Source organism: Candidatus Thiodictyon syntrophicum (genome assembly GCF_002813775.1).
Classification (GTDB): domain Bacteria; phylum Pseudomonadota; class Gammaproteobacteria; order Chromatiales; family Chromatiaceae; genus Thiodictyon; species Thiodictyon syntrophicum.
The window spans coordinates 1,728,336-1,743,346 of record NZ_CP020370.1; the positions used below are offsets into that span (position 1 = coordinate 1,728,336).

A 15,011-nucleotide genomic window follows, 5' to 3' on the forward strand; every position below is an offset into this window, starting at 1 on the left:
ATCAGCCTGGGATCAATCGGACCTGACCTGGTCGGTGCCGGATGCGGCCCACAGCCGGGCGCGCAGGCCGGTCTCGGTGCTGGCGCCCATGGTGGCGTAGCTGATCCGCCCGGCGGCGTCCAGGACGAAGGTCGCCGGGACCCCGGCGACTCCCCAGCGGCGGGAAATGGCGCCGTCTTCATCCGGCACCACCGGGAAGCGCAGGTCCGCGGCGGCCATGAAGCGGCTGATCTGCGCGGCGTCGCCCGATTCCATGGCCACGGTCAGGACGCGATGGTCTTTGGCAATGGCGTCGATGCCGCCGTTGGTGAGCTTGCAGACCGGGCACCAACTGGCCCAGAAATGCACCAGCACCGGTTGGCCCCGCAAGTCCTTGAGATCGATGGCCTGGCCGTCCAGGGTCAGGCCCGTCAGGGGCGGGGCCGCGCCGGTGGCGAGCGGGCGCGCCTGCCACCACTGGACCCCGAGGAAGACCGCCAGGATCAGGGTCAGGTCGAGTGCCCAACGACGCAGGCGCCTGGGTCGCGGGCTGGCGGCCTGGGGCGCCGCCGGGTCGGGTGCGGTCATGGGGTCCTTGGGCGACTCGCTCATGCGGTTGGGTTCCGGGTGCCGCACTCGTAGTGCAGGGCCGCCGCCGGGAGCAGGTGCAGGTGCAGGCGCTCATCGCGCACGGGCAGTTGGGCGAAGGCGCTCGCGATGGGCGCGGTCGCGGCGGGGGTCGCGTCCGCCAGACCCAGAACCAGGCGCACCCGGTTCATGCCCTGGCGGTCGCGCTCGGCCAGGCCCGCCGCGGCCCAGTCGCCGATCCGCGCGACGGCCAGGGGGGGCGCGGTGATTGGGATCAGGTAGATCAGGAGCCGCCCGCCGATGGCGATGCGCCGCACCGGTGCGGCCAGACCGGGCAGGGGGACCAGATCCTCGGCGACCTGCTGGAAGACGGCGGGTGCGCAGTTGCAGCCCAGGGTCTCCCGGGCGAAGCGTTCCAGTGCGCTGGTCATAGCTCCTCGGACGCGAAATCGGCCAGCCGCGAGCGCTCCCCGCGCATCAGGGTGATGTGACCGCCGTGGGGCCAGTGCTTGAAGCGGTCCACCACATAGGTCAGGCCGGAACTGGTCTCAGTGAGATAGGGCGTGTCGATCTGGCCGATGTTGCCCAGGCAGACCATCTTGGTGCCCGGCCCGGCGCGTGTGATGAGGGTCTTCATCTGTTTCGCGGTGAGGTTCTGCGCCTCGTCCAGGATGACGTATTTGTTGAGGAAGGTGCGGCCGCGCATGAAGTTGAGTGAGTGGATGCGGATGCGGCTCTTGACCAGGTCGTTGGTGACGGCGCGCCCCCAGTCGCCGCCCTCGGGGCGGGTCAGGACCTCCAGGTTGTCCATCAGGGCGCCCATCCAGGGGGTCATCTTCTCCTCCTCGGTGCCGGGCAGGAAGCCGATGTCCTCGCCCACCGGCACCGTGACCCGGGTCATGATGATCTCCTTGTAGAGACCGCGGTCCAGCACCTGGGCGAGCCCTGCGGCCAGTGCCAGCAGGGTCTTGCCGGTGCCGGCGGTGCCGAGCAGGGTGACGAAGTCCAGGTCCGGGTCCATCAGCATGTTGAGCGCGAAGTTCTGTTCGCGGTTGCGGGCGTTGATCCCCCACACATTGTGACGTGGTGTCCGGTAGTCCTCGACCAGTTCGATCACCGCCTCGGCGGCGCCGGGCGTGCCGCGCACGATGGCCTCGAAGCCGCTGTCGTCGCCGCTGTAGATGCACTCGCCGGGATACCACTCGTCCAGCCCCGGCCCGCTGACGCGGTAATAGGTGCGGCCCTCCTCCTTCCAGGAGTCCATGGACTTGCCGTGTTGCTCCCAGAATTCCTTGGGGAGCTGCTCGACCCCGGTATAGAGCAGCGAGGCGTCGTCCAGGACCTGGTCATTGGAATAGTCCTCGGCCGGGATACCGAGCACCGCGGCCTTGATCCGCAGATTGATGTCCTTGGAGACGATGATGACCTGGCGGTCGGGCCGCAGCAGGTGCAGGGCGCGGGCGGTGCCGAGGATGTCGTTGTCGGCCGTGCTCCCCGGCAGGGACTGCGGCAGGCGCAAATCCATGGGCTGGGTCTGGAAGTAGAGCCGCCCGGCGGCCGGCAGGACCCGGCCGCCGCCGTTGACGCAGACGGGGTCGATCGGCAGGCCGGCGTCGATCTCGTCCTTGTCGGCCTGGGACAGGAGTTGGTCGAGGAAGCGGGTCGCCTGGCGGACGTTGCGGGCCACCTCGGAGATGCCCTTCTTGCCGTGGTCCAACTCCTCCAGGACCACCATCGGCAGGAAGATGTCATGCTCCTGGAACCGGAAGATGCAGGTGGGGTCGTGCATCAGGACATTGGTGTCGAGGACGAAGAGGCAGGGCTTGTCGTGTTGGCGTTTGATCATGGGCAGGGAAGCAGGTTAGGAACGGTTCACTTTGCGTCGTTGTCGTTGTCGTAATCGAGATTATCGTGGCGGTTCGGATTCTCGCACCCTAAATTGCATCGCTTCTCCGATTACGACAACGACAACGATCGTGTTCGTGTCTAGCTTGTTTCCGGCTCGTTACTGACGTATTAACGCCCTTGCCTCAAGCGCAAGCGCCGCGGCGAGCACCTCCTCGACATGCCCCTTGACCTTGACCGCGCGCCATTCTTGACGCAATACGCCGGTCGCGTCGATCAGGAAGGTGCTGCGCTCCACCCCCAGGCTTTCCTTGCCGTACATCTTCTTCAGCTTGATCACGTCGAAGGCCCGGCACAGGGCCTCATCGGGGTCGGCGATCAGGTCGAAGGGGAACCCCTGCTTTGCCTTGAAGTTCTCTTGGGCCTTGAGGCCGTCGCGCGAGGCGCCGAGGATCAGGGTGTCGGCGGCGGTAAAGGCGTCGGCCGCATCCCGGAAGTCCTGGCCCTCTTGGGTGCAGCCGGGAGTGCTGGCCTTGGGATAAAAATAGAGGACGAGTTGTTGGCCGCGGTAGTCGGAGAGCTGGACGGTGCGCCCGCCGGTGGTCTTGAGTTCGAGGTCCGGGATGGGGTCGCCGAGGGTCGGGGTCATGGCATACTTCCTCTCGTGGATTAGTACGTTAGTTCGGAAGTAAGTTAGTACGTCAGGACCGCCCGTACCCAATGCCACTAAGTTGAGAGCCGGCGGCGGGGCTTCTCGTTCCCACGCGGAAGCAGGGGAATGCCGTGCGGGCGCTTCGCGTCCGGCCCTGGCACTGGACGCGGAGCGCCCGCACTTGCTCCCACGCGGGAGCGTGGGAGCAAGAAGCGCTTAACTTAACGGCATTGCGTCCGTACCCACGTACTTGCCTACTCACGTATTTTCTTCACCCCTTCAGCGGCTCCAGCACCGCGTCCAGATTGAGGCCGTCACAGTAGTCCATGAATTCCTCGCGCAGCCCGGCGATGTGCATGTCCGAGGGGATGCCGACGGTCATGTGCACCGCGAACATGGGGGTTCCAGTGTGGGCGGCGGCATAGGTGCTGGTGGCCATGTCTTCGATGTTGATGGCGCGGTCGGCGAAGAAGCCCGCCAGGTTGTTGACGATGCCCGGGTGGTCCATGGACACCACGTCCACCGCGTAGGGGAGCAGGTTGCGGCCGGTGGCACGCTCACCGGTGCGTTTGGTGATGATGGTCATGTTGAGCTGGCGTTGCAGCTCGGGGATTGCGTTTTCGATCTTGGCCAAGGTGTTCCACTTGCCTTCCACCAAGAGCATGGCGGCGAACTCGCCGCCGAGCACCGTCATGCGGCTGTCTTCGATGTTGCAGCCTTGCTCCAGGATGGCCTTGGAGAGCAGGTTGACGATGCCGGGGTGGTCCTCGCCCAAGGCGGAGATCACGAGGTAGGTCTTCTGGGTTGCCATGTCCTGTCGCGCCAACAGTCGGGTTTAGGGTTAGTGGGTGAGTGTAACATGGGGGTCCGGGCGCTCGCACAGGGCGAACCGCACGGCCGCCCCCCGGGGCTTGCGCGCCGGCTGCCCGGCGACCGGAGGTCGAGGCTTCAGCCGGTCGACCGCGCGGCGGCGCAACCCTGGTCCGGCTAACCGCCATGAGGGCTTGTCCATCACCCCGGAACATGAAAGTTCCTTGTGGGAGCGGCCTGCGGCCGCGCTGCGAGGCCGCGGCAAGCTGCGACCTTGCGGCCGCTTGCCAGGCCCCGTCGCGGCTGAAGCCGCTCCCACCGGTCCCCGGCCGACCGGGTTGGGTTCAGGCAGGTTCATCCGGGGGCAAGCGCGCTCGCTCGGCACCTTGGTCAGCGCCTTGATCAACGCTGGGGTCCCGGCCGTGCAGCGGATACCAGGTGTCGTCGCGGGCGGCCGGCAGTAGCTCCCGCCGCAGGCTGCGCAGGGCCGCCGCGCCGCCGCTCAGGGCCGCAAAGGGGTCCTCCCGCTCCAGCGTGTCCCCCAGTTCGGCGTCGATCTGGTCCGGGTCCTTCCCGGCCTCCATACGGCGGATCGCCTCCGCCATGCCGCCGCTGACCTCAAGCCCGCTTGCGTCGAAGAGTCGCCGCATCAGGCGGGCCGCCTGCTTGGGGTCGGCCTCGTCCAGGTGTTCCATCTCCCCGGCCATGGACGCAAAGGCCCGCATCATCCGCTCCTCGTCGACCCCGGCGGGCAGCCCCGCGCCGTCGCCCGTGTCGGCCTGTCCCCGGCCCTTGCTGATGGCAAACAGGCTGGCCCGCCGGGCGAGTTGCGGACGGCGGCAGCGCGGGCAGGCCGGTCGGGTGTCGGTGTCGACCCGACGCGAGAAAAAGCTGAAGATGGTATGGCAATCGGGGCAGTAACATTCGTAGACGGGCATGGGGTGGGCTCCGGTTCCTGGGTTGACTGCGATTCTAGTGGAGCACGCGCCTGAGCGTGGTGTCGGACTTGGTGTTGCGCGCCCCGGGGGCGCCCGCCGCCGGTCACTCGGCAGGCGCACCGCGGCGGCCCCCGTTGCCGCTACAATCCACGGCCTTGAGCGGCCGCGCGCGGCGCGACCCCCAGAGCGGAAGTTCCGATGACCTATTCCCCGACGCCCGGCGCCACCAGCCCCCGCGGCCCCGTGTGGGCCGCCTTCCTGATCTATCTGGCCTTCGTGGTCTACGGCAGCCTGGTGCCCTTAGAGGTGGGGTCCCTGGCCTGGGACCAGGCGCTCGCTCAGTTTCAGAGGGTCCCGTACCTGGACTTGGGGGTCGGCAACCGGGCGGACTGGATCGCCAACATCGTCCTGTATGTGCCCCTGGCCTTCCTCGGCTGCGCCGCCCTGCTCGGGGTGCGGCGTGCGGGTTGGTGGACGCCGCTGGGCCTGATCCTGGTGGCGGGCTTTTGCGTGGCAGTGGCGCTCGGCGTCGAGTTCACCCAACAGTGGTTCGCCCCGCGCACGGTGTCCCTGAACGACCTGATCGCCGAGACCATCGGGACCCTGATCGGCATCCTGCTCTGGGTCTTCGGGCGGGGCCGGGTGGCCCGGGGGCTGGACGCGATCACCGTCGGCGGACGCGCCTCGGTGCTGGCGGCGCTCGTGACCGGGAGTCTCGGCTATCTCCTGTTGTCCTTCTTTCCCTATGATTTTGTCGTCTCGTTCGACGAACTGCGAGGGAAGCTCGCGGGCGGCAACCAGGGTTGGTTGGTGGCACCCGGCTGCGGGGGGCTGCTGCGCTGCGCCGCCGGGCTCACCATCGAGGCCCTGGCCGCGGCCCCACTCGGGCTCCTGGCGTCTCTGTTGTGGCCCAGGCTGCGGCTGCGCACCCTGTTCTTGGTCGGGGTCCTGGCGGGCCTGGTGTTGGAGCCGCTGCAACTGCTGTTGGTCTCCGGCGTCACCCAGGGGTTATCGGTCCTCATGCGCGGCAGCGGGCTGGTGCTGGGGGCCCTGGCGGGCCAACTGCTGGGGGAGCGCGGGCCGCGGCCGGTGGCGCGCCTGGTGGTGCGGGCCGCGCCGCTCCTGGGCCTGCCCTATCTCGCCGGGATGCTGTTGGTTTCGGGTTGGTTCCGCTCGCCCGCGGTCTCCGCTGCGGCGGCCCTGGCTCGGCTGTCGGAGGTCCGCTGGCTGCCGCTCTATTACCAGTATTACACCAGCGAGGCGGTCGCGCTGACGAGCGCCCTGGCCCAGTTGGGCCTGTACTTCCCGTTCGGCCTGCTGGCCTGGGCGCTGGCGGCGCAGCGCTCGGGTTCGCGGGCGGTGGGACCCTGGCTGGCGGTCGCGATGGTGATCCCGGTCAGCCTGCTGACCGAGGCCGGGAAGTTGTTCTTTCCCCCGGAACACCCGGACCCGACCAATGTGCTGATCGCCGTGGGCGCGACCCTGCTTGCCTATGCCCTGGCCACCTGGTTCGAGCGGGTGCTGACCGGCGCACCGGCGGGGGGCGCCCCGTCGCCGGTGGTCCGCGCCTGGGAGCATGCGCCGGCGCCTGTTCCGCGGCCCGCGGTGGGGGCGCCTACCGGTGCTGGTGCGGAGAGCGGCCGCGCATCCGGCGCGGGCGTCGCCGCCGACGGTTGGGACCAGGGGGGCGCGGCGGTGGCGGACGCGCCGACGGCCGCCGCCGACCGCTCCGCGCCGCCGCCCCTGGTATGGCCGGCACCCAAGAAGCTGGGCATGGCCCTGGCCGTGCCGGCTGGCCTGGCCTTATCGGCGGGGATCGCCGCCTTCCCGGTCGCCTGGCCGATTCTGGCGGCCCTGCTGCTGCTCTACGCCCTGTTGCTCTGGTCCTATCCGCTGGCCTGGCTGCTGATGGTGCCGGCCCTGCTGCCGACCTTGGATCTCAGCCCCATCACCGGCCGCCTGCCCCTGGACGCCTTCGATCTGGTGGTGCTGACCACCCTGCTGCTGGGCTATCTGCGCGTCCTTGGGGTACACCGCCGGCTCTGGCCCAACCGGCTCTATCCCGTGGCGCTCGGCCTGCTGTGGCTGTCCTGGGGGATCGCCATGGCCCGCGGGCTCTGGCCGCTCTGGGGTGCGGACTGGCCGCCCGCCGACGGTTCACACTCCCCGGTCGAGGCCTGGATGGTCGGCAAGGGGATGCTCTGGGCCTTGCTGCTCGTGCCGCTGTTGCGGCGGATGCCCCCCCGCCGACTGGGGCAGGCGCGGGACTTCGTCATGTCCGGGGTGCTCCTGGGGCTTACGGTGGTGGCGCTCGCGGTGCTGTGGGAGCGCCATGTCCACGTCGGCATCGCCGATTTCGCGAACGAGTTCCGGGTGACCGGGACCTTCGCCTCCATGCACACCGGCGGCGCCTATATCGAGGCCTTCCTCGCCTTTGCCTTTCCGTTCCTGGTGGTGGGCGTGCTGACCGCGCGCCGGTGGTGGCCGCGAGTGACGGGCGTCCTGCTTGCCTTTCTCGTCGCCTACGCCATGATGGTCACCTTCTCGCGAGGCGGCTGGGCGGGGCTGGGGGTGGGGTTGCTGGTGGTGGTCCTGGGCCTGCTGCGCGGCCGCACGGGTCGGGGGACCTGGATCGCGGCGGCGGTGCTGGTGGCGGCGGTGGCGGCGGCCACACTGCCGGTGCTCACCGGCGGCTTTGCCAAGGAGCGGCTGGCCGGCAGCGGGAACGACCTGCGGATACGTCTCGCCCATTGGGAGCGCGCCCTGACGCTGATGACACCGGGCGTCGGGTCGGTCCTGGTGGGTGAGGGCTTCGGTCAGTATCCGCAGGCATTCCTGATGCTTGCCGCGCCCGCCCGCCCGCCCGGCACCTTCGCGATCCTCAGGGAGGGCGGCAACCCCTACTTGCGGCTCGGGGCCGGGGAGACTGTCTTTCTGGACCAACAGGTGGGGATCGAGCCCGGCAAGCGCTATCGCCTGACGATCCGGGTGCGCCAGGCGGGAGAGGTCAAGCCGTTCGCGGTTCCCCTGTGTGAAAAGGCGCTGCTCTATTCCTTCCAGTGTCAGTCGGTGGTCCTGACCCCCCAGGCCGTGGGCAGCGGCTGGGTCGACCTGTCGGCGGATTTCGACTCCGGCAGGCTTGGCGCGGGCGGCCATTGGCCCCACCCCAGCGTCAAGCTCGCCCTGCCGAACGCCGGGGGGACGGTTGATCTGGACAACGTCAGCCTGCGCGCTGCGGACGGCCGCGAGTTGATCGCCAACGGGGACTTCAGCCAGGGCGCGCGGCGCTGGCTCTTCGTCAGCGACCAGGATCTGGCCTGGCATATCCATGAGTTGTGGGTGGAACTCTATTTTGCGCAGGGGGTCCTTGGTATCCTGGCCTTGCTGCTGCTCCTGGCCGCGGCTGGCCTTGCCCTGTGGCGGGTGCTGCGGACGGCGGACTCCCCGGGGTTTGATCTCGCGCTGGGTCTGGCCGCGGGGCTCGCGGGACTGCTGACCGTCGGGTTGCTTGGGAGCGTGCTGGATACGGCGCGGTTGGCTATGCTCTGTTATCTTGGGGCATTGCTGGCGGCGGGGATGTTTCCGGGGGAGTGGCGTGCTCGCCGCGCCCGACGTTCGGTCGCCAGGGGTCGCCGCGATGGGCCTGAGGGCGAGGTGCAACCGGATGCGGGCGGTCGTGTCGATCCGAGTTGACCCGCCCCGCAAGATAACATTCCGACCGTGGCGAATGCCCCGTCGGGCTCGGGGGTCAAACCGCAAATTCTATTCAACCAACCTGGAGGCAGAAAATGAACCGAGTTTTCCTGGTCGCGGTGCTGCTCGCAGCCTATGGGTCAGGAGCCTTTGCGGCGCCTTGTCCCGGAACGCAACTGTCGTTTGCTCAGATCACCGCGGCGCTTCAAGGCAAGACAATCAATGCCAATTCGCCTGCGGGTGAGAACTGGAACGAAATTCACTGTGGCACGAGCGGTTCCACCGACAACCTGCAAAAGGTGGGGCTCGGCGTAGGTCACCCCGTCGACCCGCAGGAGAAGGTGGGAACCTGGACCGTCAACGTCGGCGCTACCGGCGTAGATACCGTTACCTATAATTACGGGCCTGGTGCCATCTATACCTGGCGTGTTTTCTCCACAGACACCACTATAGATAGTACTCTCAACAACATATGCTGGCAGGCCGGAGGGGAGGCGATCGCGACTCAGACGGCAGCGGCCACTCAGGTTGGTTGCCTACCTTGAGCCGGACCGGGATTCTGCCAGGCGCTGGGGCGGGCCCGAGCCGGACGGGGTTTGTCCCACCCACCGCGGCGGGACGGGGCATTCGCCCCGTCCCGAACGTTTATCAAGCCGGACGGGGTTTGTTTAAGCCGGACGGGGCTTGTCCCATCCACCGCGGCGGGACGGGGCATTCGCCCCGTCCCGGACGTTTATTCCGACGCCGGGCGTTGGTGCGGGTCGGCCGGTCCGGGGAAAACGTTTCGGACGGGGCGAATGCCCCGTCCGGCAGTTAATCGGAGGTCCCGGCCGACGGCCAGGCGATTGTTTCTTCGCGCCGGGACGGGGCATCCATGCGCACTGTCGGACATTTGAGCGGTTTATCGAGGGCGGCATGAACATCCACGAGACGATCGATAAGCTGGCCGCCCTGCCGCCCGAGCAGCAGATGGAGGTGTTGGACTTCATCGAGTTTCTCAGGGCGCGTCGGCGTCCGCCGACGGCCAAGGCAAGACACGGGAATCTGCGCGAGGATCCCTTCATCGGCATGTGGGCGGAGCGACCGGACATGGCCGATAGCTCGGCCTGGGTGCGCGGGATTCGAGACCGGGAGTGGCACGGGTGACCGTAGCCATCCTGATCGATACGGATATCCTGATCGACGCCTCGCGCAAGGTGGATCTCGCCGTCGATTTCATCGCCGGGCTGGAGTCCGAGGCGGTCCCTGGAATCAGTCTGATTACCAAGTTGGAACTGCTCTCAAGCCGGACGGGGCTTGGCTTTGGGGGGGCGGGACGGGGCATTCGCCCCGTCCCGAGCGTTTATTCCAACGCCGACTGTCGGCGCAAGTCGGTCGTTCCGAGGAAAACGTTTCGGACGGGGCGAATGCCCCGTCCGGCCCGGCAAGCTGGTTCGGCGCCGGCCCCGGCCGCCTGTTGCGGCCTGAGGAGGTTGTTCGTCATGTTCCAAGTCAAGCTGTATCTTCTCGCCGCGGCCCTGATGTTGGCCGGCACGCCGGTGCGGGCGAGTCCGAGCGTCAGCGGTATGCTGGCGGAACTGTCGCAGTCGGACTATCAGGGCTATGTCGAGCACCTGGTGTCATTGGGCACACGCTATTATGGGACCCAGGGTAACGCCGACGCGACCGCCTACGTCGGCCAGGTCTTCCGCGGCTTCGGGCTCGCGACGCGCGAGCACCTTTTCACCCTGGACGGCTACCAGTTGGCCAATGTCGAGGCGACCCTGCCCGGCCTGGTGCGCCCCGATGACATCGTGATCATCGGCGCCCACTTCGATTCGATCGCGAGCCGCACCCCGGGCGACCCCTCGGCCACCAATGCGCCCGGCGCCGACGACAATGCCAGCGGCACCGCCGGGGTGCTGGAGATCGCGAGTGTGCTCAGCCGTTACCAGTTCGCGCAGACGATCCGCTTCATCGGCTTCAATGCCGAGGAACAGGGCATGATCGGCAGTCAGCGCTATGCGCAAGCGGCCAAGGACGCCGGCGACAAGATCGTTGCCATGGTCGACCTGGACATGATCGGCTATGTCAACGACGGTGCCGCCGAGGACCTGGATATCATGGGCAATGGCTGGCTGGTGGAGCTGATGGTCGCCAATGTCCGGGCCTTCACGACGCTGCCGGTCACCGGGCATGTCGAAACGCCGATGTGGAGCGATCACCAATATTTCGGCCTTGATCATAAATCCGGCCAAGACCTAGCGTAGGGCTTGGTTAACCCCCACTGGAGAGCGGGAGGACCCGCGAAATTGTGTACCCTTGGAAGTGCAAACAAACCGAGGGAGAAGCACGATGTTCGAAGGTCCTGCCGGGATCGACTTTAGCGCAGACATCGGGTCGACGCCATCGGGCGTGGTCCGGCGGTCGGCCGGCGGTGGGTCGTGAAGCACCGCTCGCGCCTGGAGCGAGCCGAACAGCGCGGGGCGGCCGTGGCCCGCTTGGCGACGGGGCAGCCGCAACGCCACGTCGCCGCCGAACTGGGCGTGGCGCGCAGCACCTTGCAGGACTGGTGCAAGCCGACCCCGGTCGGCGCGGCCCCGGCGGTGTTGGCAGCCTTCGTGGCGACCCCTGAGGGCGTGCAGTGGCTGCACCAAGTGGTGGTGGCGGCGCACTTCGTCATCACGCTGCACGGCGGTGCCGGGGTGCGGATGGTGTGTGAATTCTTGAAGTTGAGTGGGTTGTCGGCGTTCGTCGGCGCGAGCTATGGCACCCACCAGGCCCTCAATGCGGCCTTGGAGGAGATGGTGGTCGCCGTGGCGCGTGAGCAACGGGCGGCGTTGGCGGTGGGCATGCCGCACCGCGCGATCACGGCGTGCGAGGATGAGACCTTTCATCCGCAGATTTTGTTGGTCATGTTGGAGCCGGTGTCGAACTTTCTGCTGCGCGAACAGTACGCCGCCGATCGCACGGCGGCCACCTGGACGCAGGCGTTGCGCGCGGGTCTGGACGGCTTGAACGTGACCGTGATCCAGGGCACCAGCGACGAGGCCACAGCGTTGCGCCGCCATATCCAGACGGATTGTGCGGCCCATCATTCCCCGGACCTGTTTCATGTGCAACAGGAGGTGTCCAAGGGCACCAGCCTACACTTGGTCCGCCACGTGAAACAGGCGGGCGCCAGCGTCGCGGCCGCCCAGACGTCGCTGGACGCTGAGCGGGCGACCGCGCAGGCCTATGACGCCCAATCCCCGCGTCCGCGCGGGCGCCCACCGGCGTTCGCGCCCCGCATTGAAGCCGCCCTGGCGGTCGTGGTGCAGGCCGAAGCCGATCAGGTACAGGCGCAAGCGCGTCAGGCCGAGGCCCGTGAACTGGTGCGTGAGTTGGGGACCCTCTATCACCCCTATGAGTTGGAGCAGGGACAGGCGCAGCCCGTGGCGCGCATCGCGCAACGCTTTGCCGACGTGTGGACGCGGCTGCAACAGCTGGCCGACGCGGCCGATCTGCCAACGCGCGCCCGTGAGCGCCTGGCCAAGGCGCAGCGCCTGACGATTCAGTTCCTTGCCACCATTACCTTTTTCTTTGCGACCGTGCAGGCCAAGGTCGAGGCGCTGAATCTGCCGCCCGCCGTGGAACTGGCGTTGCTCACGCAGCTGATTCCGGCGCTCTACCTCGAGCGCGTCGCCAATCGCAGCACGCTCGCTGAACCGCGCCACCGTCTGCACGCCCTGAGCCGGCAGTTGCTCGAACCGCTGCGCCAACGCGATCATCCGCTCCAGGCCCTCCCAGAGGCCGAGCGCGCGCGCCTCGAACAGGTGGCCGGTGACTGCGCCGACCTGTTCCAGCGCAGCAGTTCCAGCGTGGAGGGGCGCAACGGCCAACTGTCCCTACATCACCATGGCCGACATCGCCTGAGCGACCGCAAGCTCGAGGCACTGACCGCCGTACATAACTTCCACCTCCGTCGCCCCGACGGGACCACTGCCGCTGAGCGCTTCTTCGGCCGGGCCCACGAAACGCTGTTCGCGCAGGTGCTCCAGCGCATGCCGTTGCCCCCGCCGCCAGCGCGCCGACGACCGCGCCCGCCCAAGCCGCCCGCGCTCCTGCCGGTAGCGGCGTAACGGGGGTGGCCGGAACGATGATCAAGGCCAATATTTCGCTGCCGACGAGTATCCGGGCTCCGCATCGGTGATGGCGATCGAGTTCGATTGGGACGAGGATCCGGGCAATCCCTACTACCACCAGATCGGCGATACCGCGGCGACGCTCAACTATCCCTTCGCCTTGGAGGTGAGCCGCGGGGCGGCGGCCACTGTGATCGACCTGGCGGGTCTGATGGGAGTACCGGCGCCGCCCGTCTGGGTCTTGCTGGTGCCGGGTCTGGTCCTGTTGCGGCGGTGGTCGCGGCCTGGCATCCGGCGCACAAGCCGCGGCAGCGGCCCCGGCCCTGGTCTGCCGGGGCCGCCGGGCGGCCGGCCGGGGATCAGACGAAGGCCTTGAGTACCGCAGGTGGTACGGGGCACCAGGCGGCGGGACGGGGCATTCGCCCCGTTTCGAACGTTTATTCCGTCGCCGGGCGCTGATGCGAATCCCAGGGTTTCGGGGGAAAGGTTCCGGACGGGGCGCATGCCCCGTCCGGCGCGGTACCGCAGGCGGGACGGGGCACCAGGCGGCGGGCTGGGACGCATGCCCCGTCCGGCGCGGCACTTAAGCGAAGGCTTTCAGCACCGCCTGGGTCTCGTCCCGCGGGATCCGCGGCCCCAGCGTCGTGACCAGCCGCGCGGAGGCGGCGGACGCCAGGTCCCCGGCGCGCCGGTGGTCCCAGCCCTGGGTGAGGCCGTAGAGGAAGGCCCCGGCGAACATGTCCCCGGCCCCGACGGTATCGACGACCTCGACCTTGTTCCCGGCGATCTCGATCAGCGCCTGGCCGTCCCACACCAGGGCGCCCTGGGCGCCGCGGGTGATGGCGAACGCACGGCTGATGGTCTTCAGATAGGCCACGGCGCCGTCGAGGTCCGCGGCCCCGGCCATCCCCATGGCCTCTGACTCGTTGGCGAAGATCAGGTCCACGCCGGGGCCGATCATCTCCAGGAGTCCGTCCTTGAAGTAGGTGACCATGTTGGGGTCGGACAGCGACAGGGCGGTGCGCACCCCGGCGCTCGTGGCAATCGCGTGCGCCGCGACCGAGGCGGCGCGGGCGGCGGGGGAGGTGACCAGATAGCCCTCGGTGTAGAACCAGTCGGAGTCGCGCAGGGCCTCCTCCACCAGTTCGTCGGCCGAGAGGTTGCCGCTCACGCCTAAAAAGGTGCACATGGTGCGGTCGCCGTCCGGGGTCACCAGCACCACGCAGCGGCCGGTATGGCCCTGCTCCTTCTGGGTGTGGTGGTTGGTGTCGACCCCGCCCTCGCGCAGGTCGCGCATGTAGAAGTGGCCCAGTTCGTCGTCCGCCACCTTGCAGGAGTAGTAGCCGCGCCCGCCCAACTGGCTGAGCCCGATGACGGTATTGGCGGCGGAGCCCCCGGAGGCGCGCTCGTGGTGGTGGCAGGCGAGATGCAGCATGATCTCCAACTGCTTGGCCTCGTCGACCAGGGTCATGACGCCCTTGTCGATCCCCAGGGTTTCCAGGTCCTTGGGGTCGACCTCGTACTCCATATCCACCAAGGCATTGCCGATGCCGTAAACGTGATAGCGCGCCATGTGCTCTCCGGGAGGCTGTGCGTGAAGGGGTGGGATTGTACCAAAGTCGCGCAGCGACGCTGGCCGTGGCCGCCGATTGCCCGCAGTCTCGGGCCGCAGGATGGCCGGTGTTTCTCGGGGTGGTCTGCGACTGCTCCCGCCGGGTCCCGGACTGATTTTCATGGCAACGCCTCGACCCCCGGTCCGAGTACCTCGCGGGCGCGACGGCGACCATGTGGGGGCCTCAGGTGCTCGCCGAGCCACCGGAGGTCGAGGCTTCAGCCGGACCGCTCTCGGACGCAAGGGGCGTGATCTCGACGGCCTGGCGGGCCTGGGCGAGGCACTGGTCGATCGCGGTTTGCAGGTCGGCCGGGTCGACTTGCGTTGGCGCAGCCACCGGGCTTGGGGGGCGAAGGCAGCTTGACTCCGTGGCGTTACTCGATATCGTCTGTAATATGACATTGATGCGCGTCGTCCTGGACACTAACGTGTTGGTCGCGGCCTCCCGCAGCCGCAACGGCGCATCCTTCGCGCTGCTGCAAGCCTTGCGCGAGCGCCGGTACGTCGCGGTCGCGTCGGTTCCGCTCATGTTGGAATACGAGGCGGTGCTCAAGCAGTTCTTCGTGACGGCGATTGCGGAGAAGGTCTCCGCACTCAAGACCGAGACCTATTTCCGCGAGCGGCAGGCGCGCGGCGACCTGGCGGCATTCGATGCCTGGCTGGCCGCGAGTCCCGACGTGCCGCCCGCGGGCGGAAGATGCGTTGAGCGATTGAACGATTGGCATCCTCGTGAAGCCGCTACTGCGGTTTCACGAACGAGGCTGAGGAGTTGAGCCCCCCTGGTGTAACCT

At 68.1% G+C, this 15,011-nt stretch carries 14 protein-coding genes; 7 read left to right on the forward strand and 7 right to left on the reverse strand.

Features of this window, described 5'->3' with window-relative positions; translation table 11 throughout:
• Positions 1–12 precede the first annotated feature (12 nt).
• The 6 genes from THSYN_RS07470 to THSYN_RS07495 all read right to left on the reverse strand — a co-directional run bounded on the left by THSYN_RS07470 (position 13) and on the right by THSYN_RS07495 (position 4,812).
• The gene (locus THSYN_RS07470; protein ID WP_236848814.1) at positions 13–591 is read right to left on the reverse strand and encodes a protein disulfide oxidoreductase; all 579 of its coding nucleotides are present in this window, start codon (positions 589–591) and stop codon (positions 13–15) included.
• The gene (locus tag THSYN_RS33525) at positions 588–998 is read right to left on the reverse strand and encodes a hypothetical protein (protein ID WP_157817516.1); all 411 of its coding nucleotides are present in this window, start codon (positions 996–998) and stop codon (positions 588–590) included. Before THSYN_RS33525 ends, THSYN_RS07470 begins: the two co-directional genes overlap by 4 nt.
• Positions 995–2,413, reverse strand: a complete 1,419-nt coding sequence (locus THSYN_RS07480; RefSeq protein WP_100918583.1) for a PhoH family protein — start codon at positions 2,411–2,413, stop codon at positions 995–997. Before THSYN_RS07480 ends, THSYN_RS33525 begins: the two co-directional genes overlap by 4 nt.
• Positions 2,414–2,572: 159 nt before the next feature.
• On the reverse strand, positions 2,573–3,061 hold the full coding sequence (locus THSYN_RS07485; RefSeq protein WP_100918584.1) for a peroxiredoxin: 489 nt from the start codon (positions 3,059–3,061) through the stop codon (positions 2,573–2,575).
• A 274-nt stretch (positions 3,062–3,335) separates the two neighbouring features.
• Positions 3,336–3,875, reverse strand: a complete 540-nt coding sequence (locus THSYN_RS07490) for a glycine cleavage system transcriptional repressor (protein WP_100918585.1) — start codon at positions 3,873–3,875, stop codon at positions 3,336–3,338.
• A gap of 343 nt (positions 3,876–4,218) precedes the next feature.
• Positions 4,219–4,812, reverse strand: coding sequence for an FmdB family zinc ribbon protein (locus tag THSYN_RS07495; protein ID WP_100918586.1), 594 nt, complete (start codon positions 4,810–4,812; stop codon positions 4,219–4,221).
• Between the two features lie 198 nt (positions 4,813–5,010).
• Between THSYN_RS07495 and THSYN_RS36820 the strand changes: the two genes are divergently transcribed.
• The 6 genes from THSYN_RS36820 (at position 5,011) to THSYN_RS07520 (ending at position 12,984) form a co-directional block, all read left to right on the forward strand.
• A complete protein-coding gene (locus THSYN_RS36820) occupies positions 5,011–8,505 on the forward strand; it encodes a VanZ family protein (RefSeq protein ID WP_100918587.1) in 3,495 nt (1,164 codons plus the stop codon).
• Between the two features lie 95 nt (positions 8,506–8,600).
• Positions 8,601–9,050, forward strand: coding sequence for a hypothetical protein (locus THSYN_RS33530; protein WP_157817517.1), 450 nt, complete (start codon positions 8,601–8,603; stop codon positions 9,048–9,050).
• Positions 9,051–9,420: 370 nt separating this feature from the next.
• Complete coding sequence (locus THSYN_RS07505; RefSeq protein ID WP_100918588.1) at positions 9,421–9,651, forward strand: DUF2281 domain-containing protein; 231 nt, start codon at positions 9,421–9,423, stop codon at positions 9,649–9,651.
• On the forward strand, positions 9,648–10,754 hold the full coding sequence (locus THSYN_RS07510; protein WP_157817518.1) for a M20/M25/M40 family metallo-hydrolase: 1,107 nt from the start codon (positions 9,648–9,650) through the stop codon (positions 10,752–10,754). Before THSYN_RS07505 ends, THSYN_RS07510 begins: the two co-directional genes overlap by 4 nt.
• 174 nt (positions 10,755–10,928) lie before the next feature.
• Entirely contained in the window at positions 10,929–12,605 is a 1,677-nt protein-coding gene (locus THSYN_RS07515) for a DUF6399 domain-containing protein (RefSeq protein WP_100918590.1), read from the forward strand.
• 70 nt (positions 12,606–12,675) lie between these two features.
• Positions 12,676–12,984 carry a hypothetical protein gene (locus THSYN_RS07520; protein ID WP_100918591.1) on the forward strand — a complete coding sequence of 103 codons (309 nt, stop codon included), beginning with the start codon at positions 12,676–12,678 and terminating at the stop codon, positions 12,982–12,984.
• A 207-nt stretch (positions 12,985–13,191) separates the two neighbouring features.
• Here the strand turns inward: THSYN_RS07520 and THSYN_RS07525 are convergent, their stop codons facing one another.
• The gene (locus tag THSYN_RS07525; RefSeq protein WP_100918592.1) at positions 13,192–14,181 is read right to left on the reverse strand and encodes an adenosine kinase; all 990 of its coding nucleotides are present in this window, start codon (positions 14,179–14,181) and stop codon (positions 13,192–13,194) included.
• 407 nt (positions 14,182–14,588) lie between these two features.
• Here THSYN_RS07525 and THSYN_RS07530 point away from each other — a divergent pair, with 407 nt between their 5' ends.
• Positions 14,589–14,993 (forward strand): PIN domain-containing protein, encoded by a 405-nt coding sequence (locus THSYN_RS07530; protein ID WP_172965247.1) that lies wholly within the window; start codon positions 14,589–14,591, stop codon positions 14,991–14,993.
• Positions 14,994–15,011: the final 18 nt, after the last annotated feature.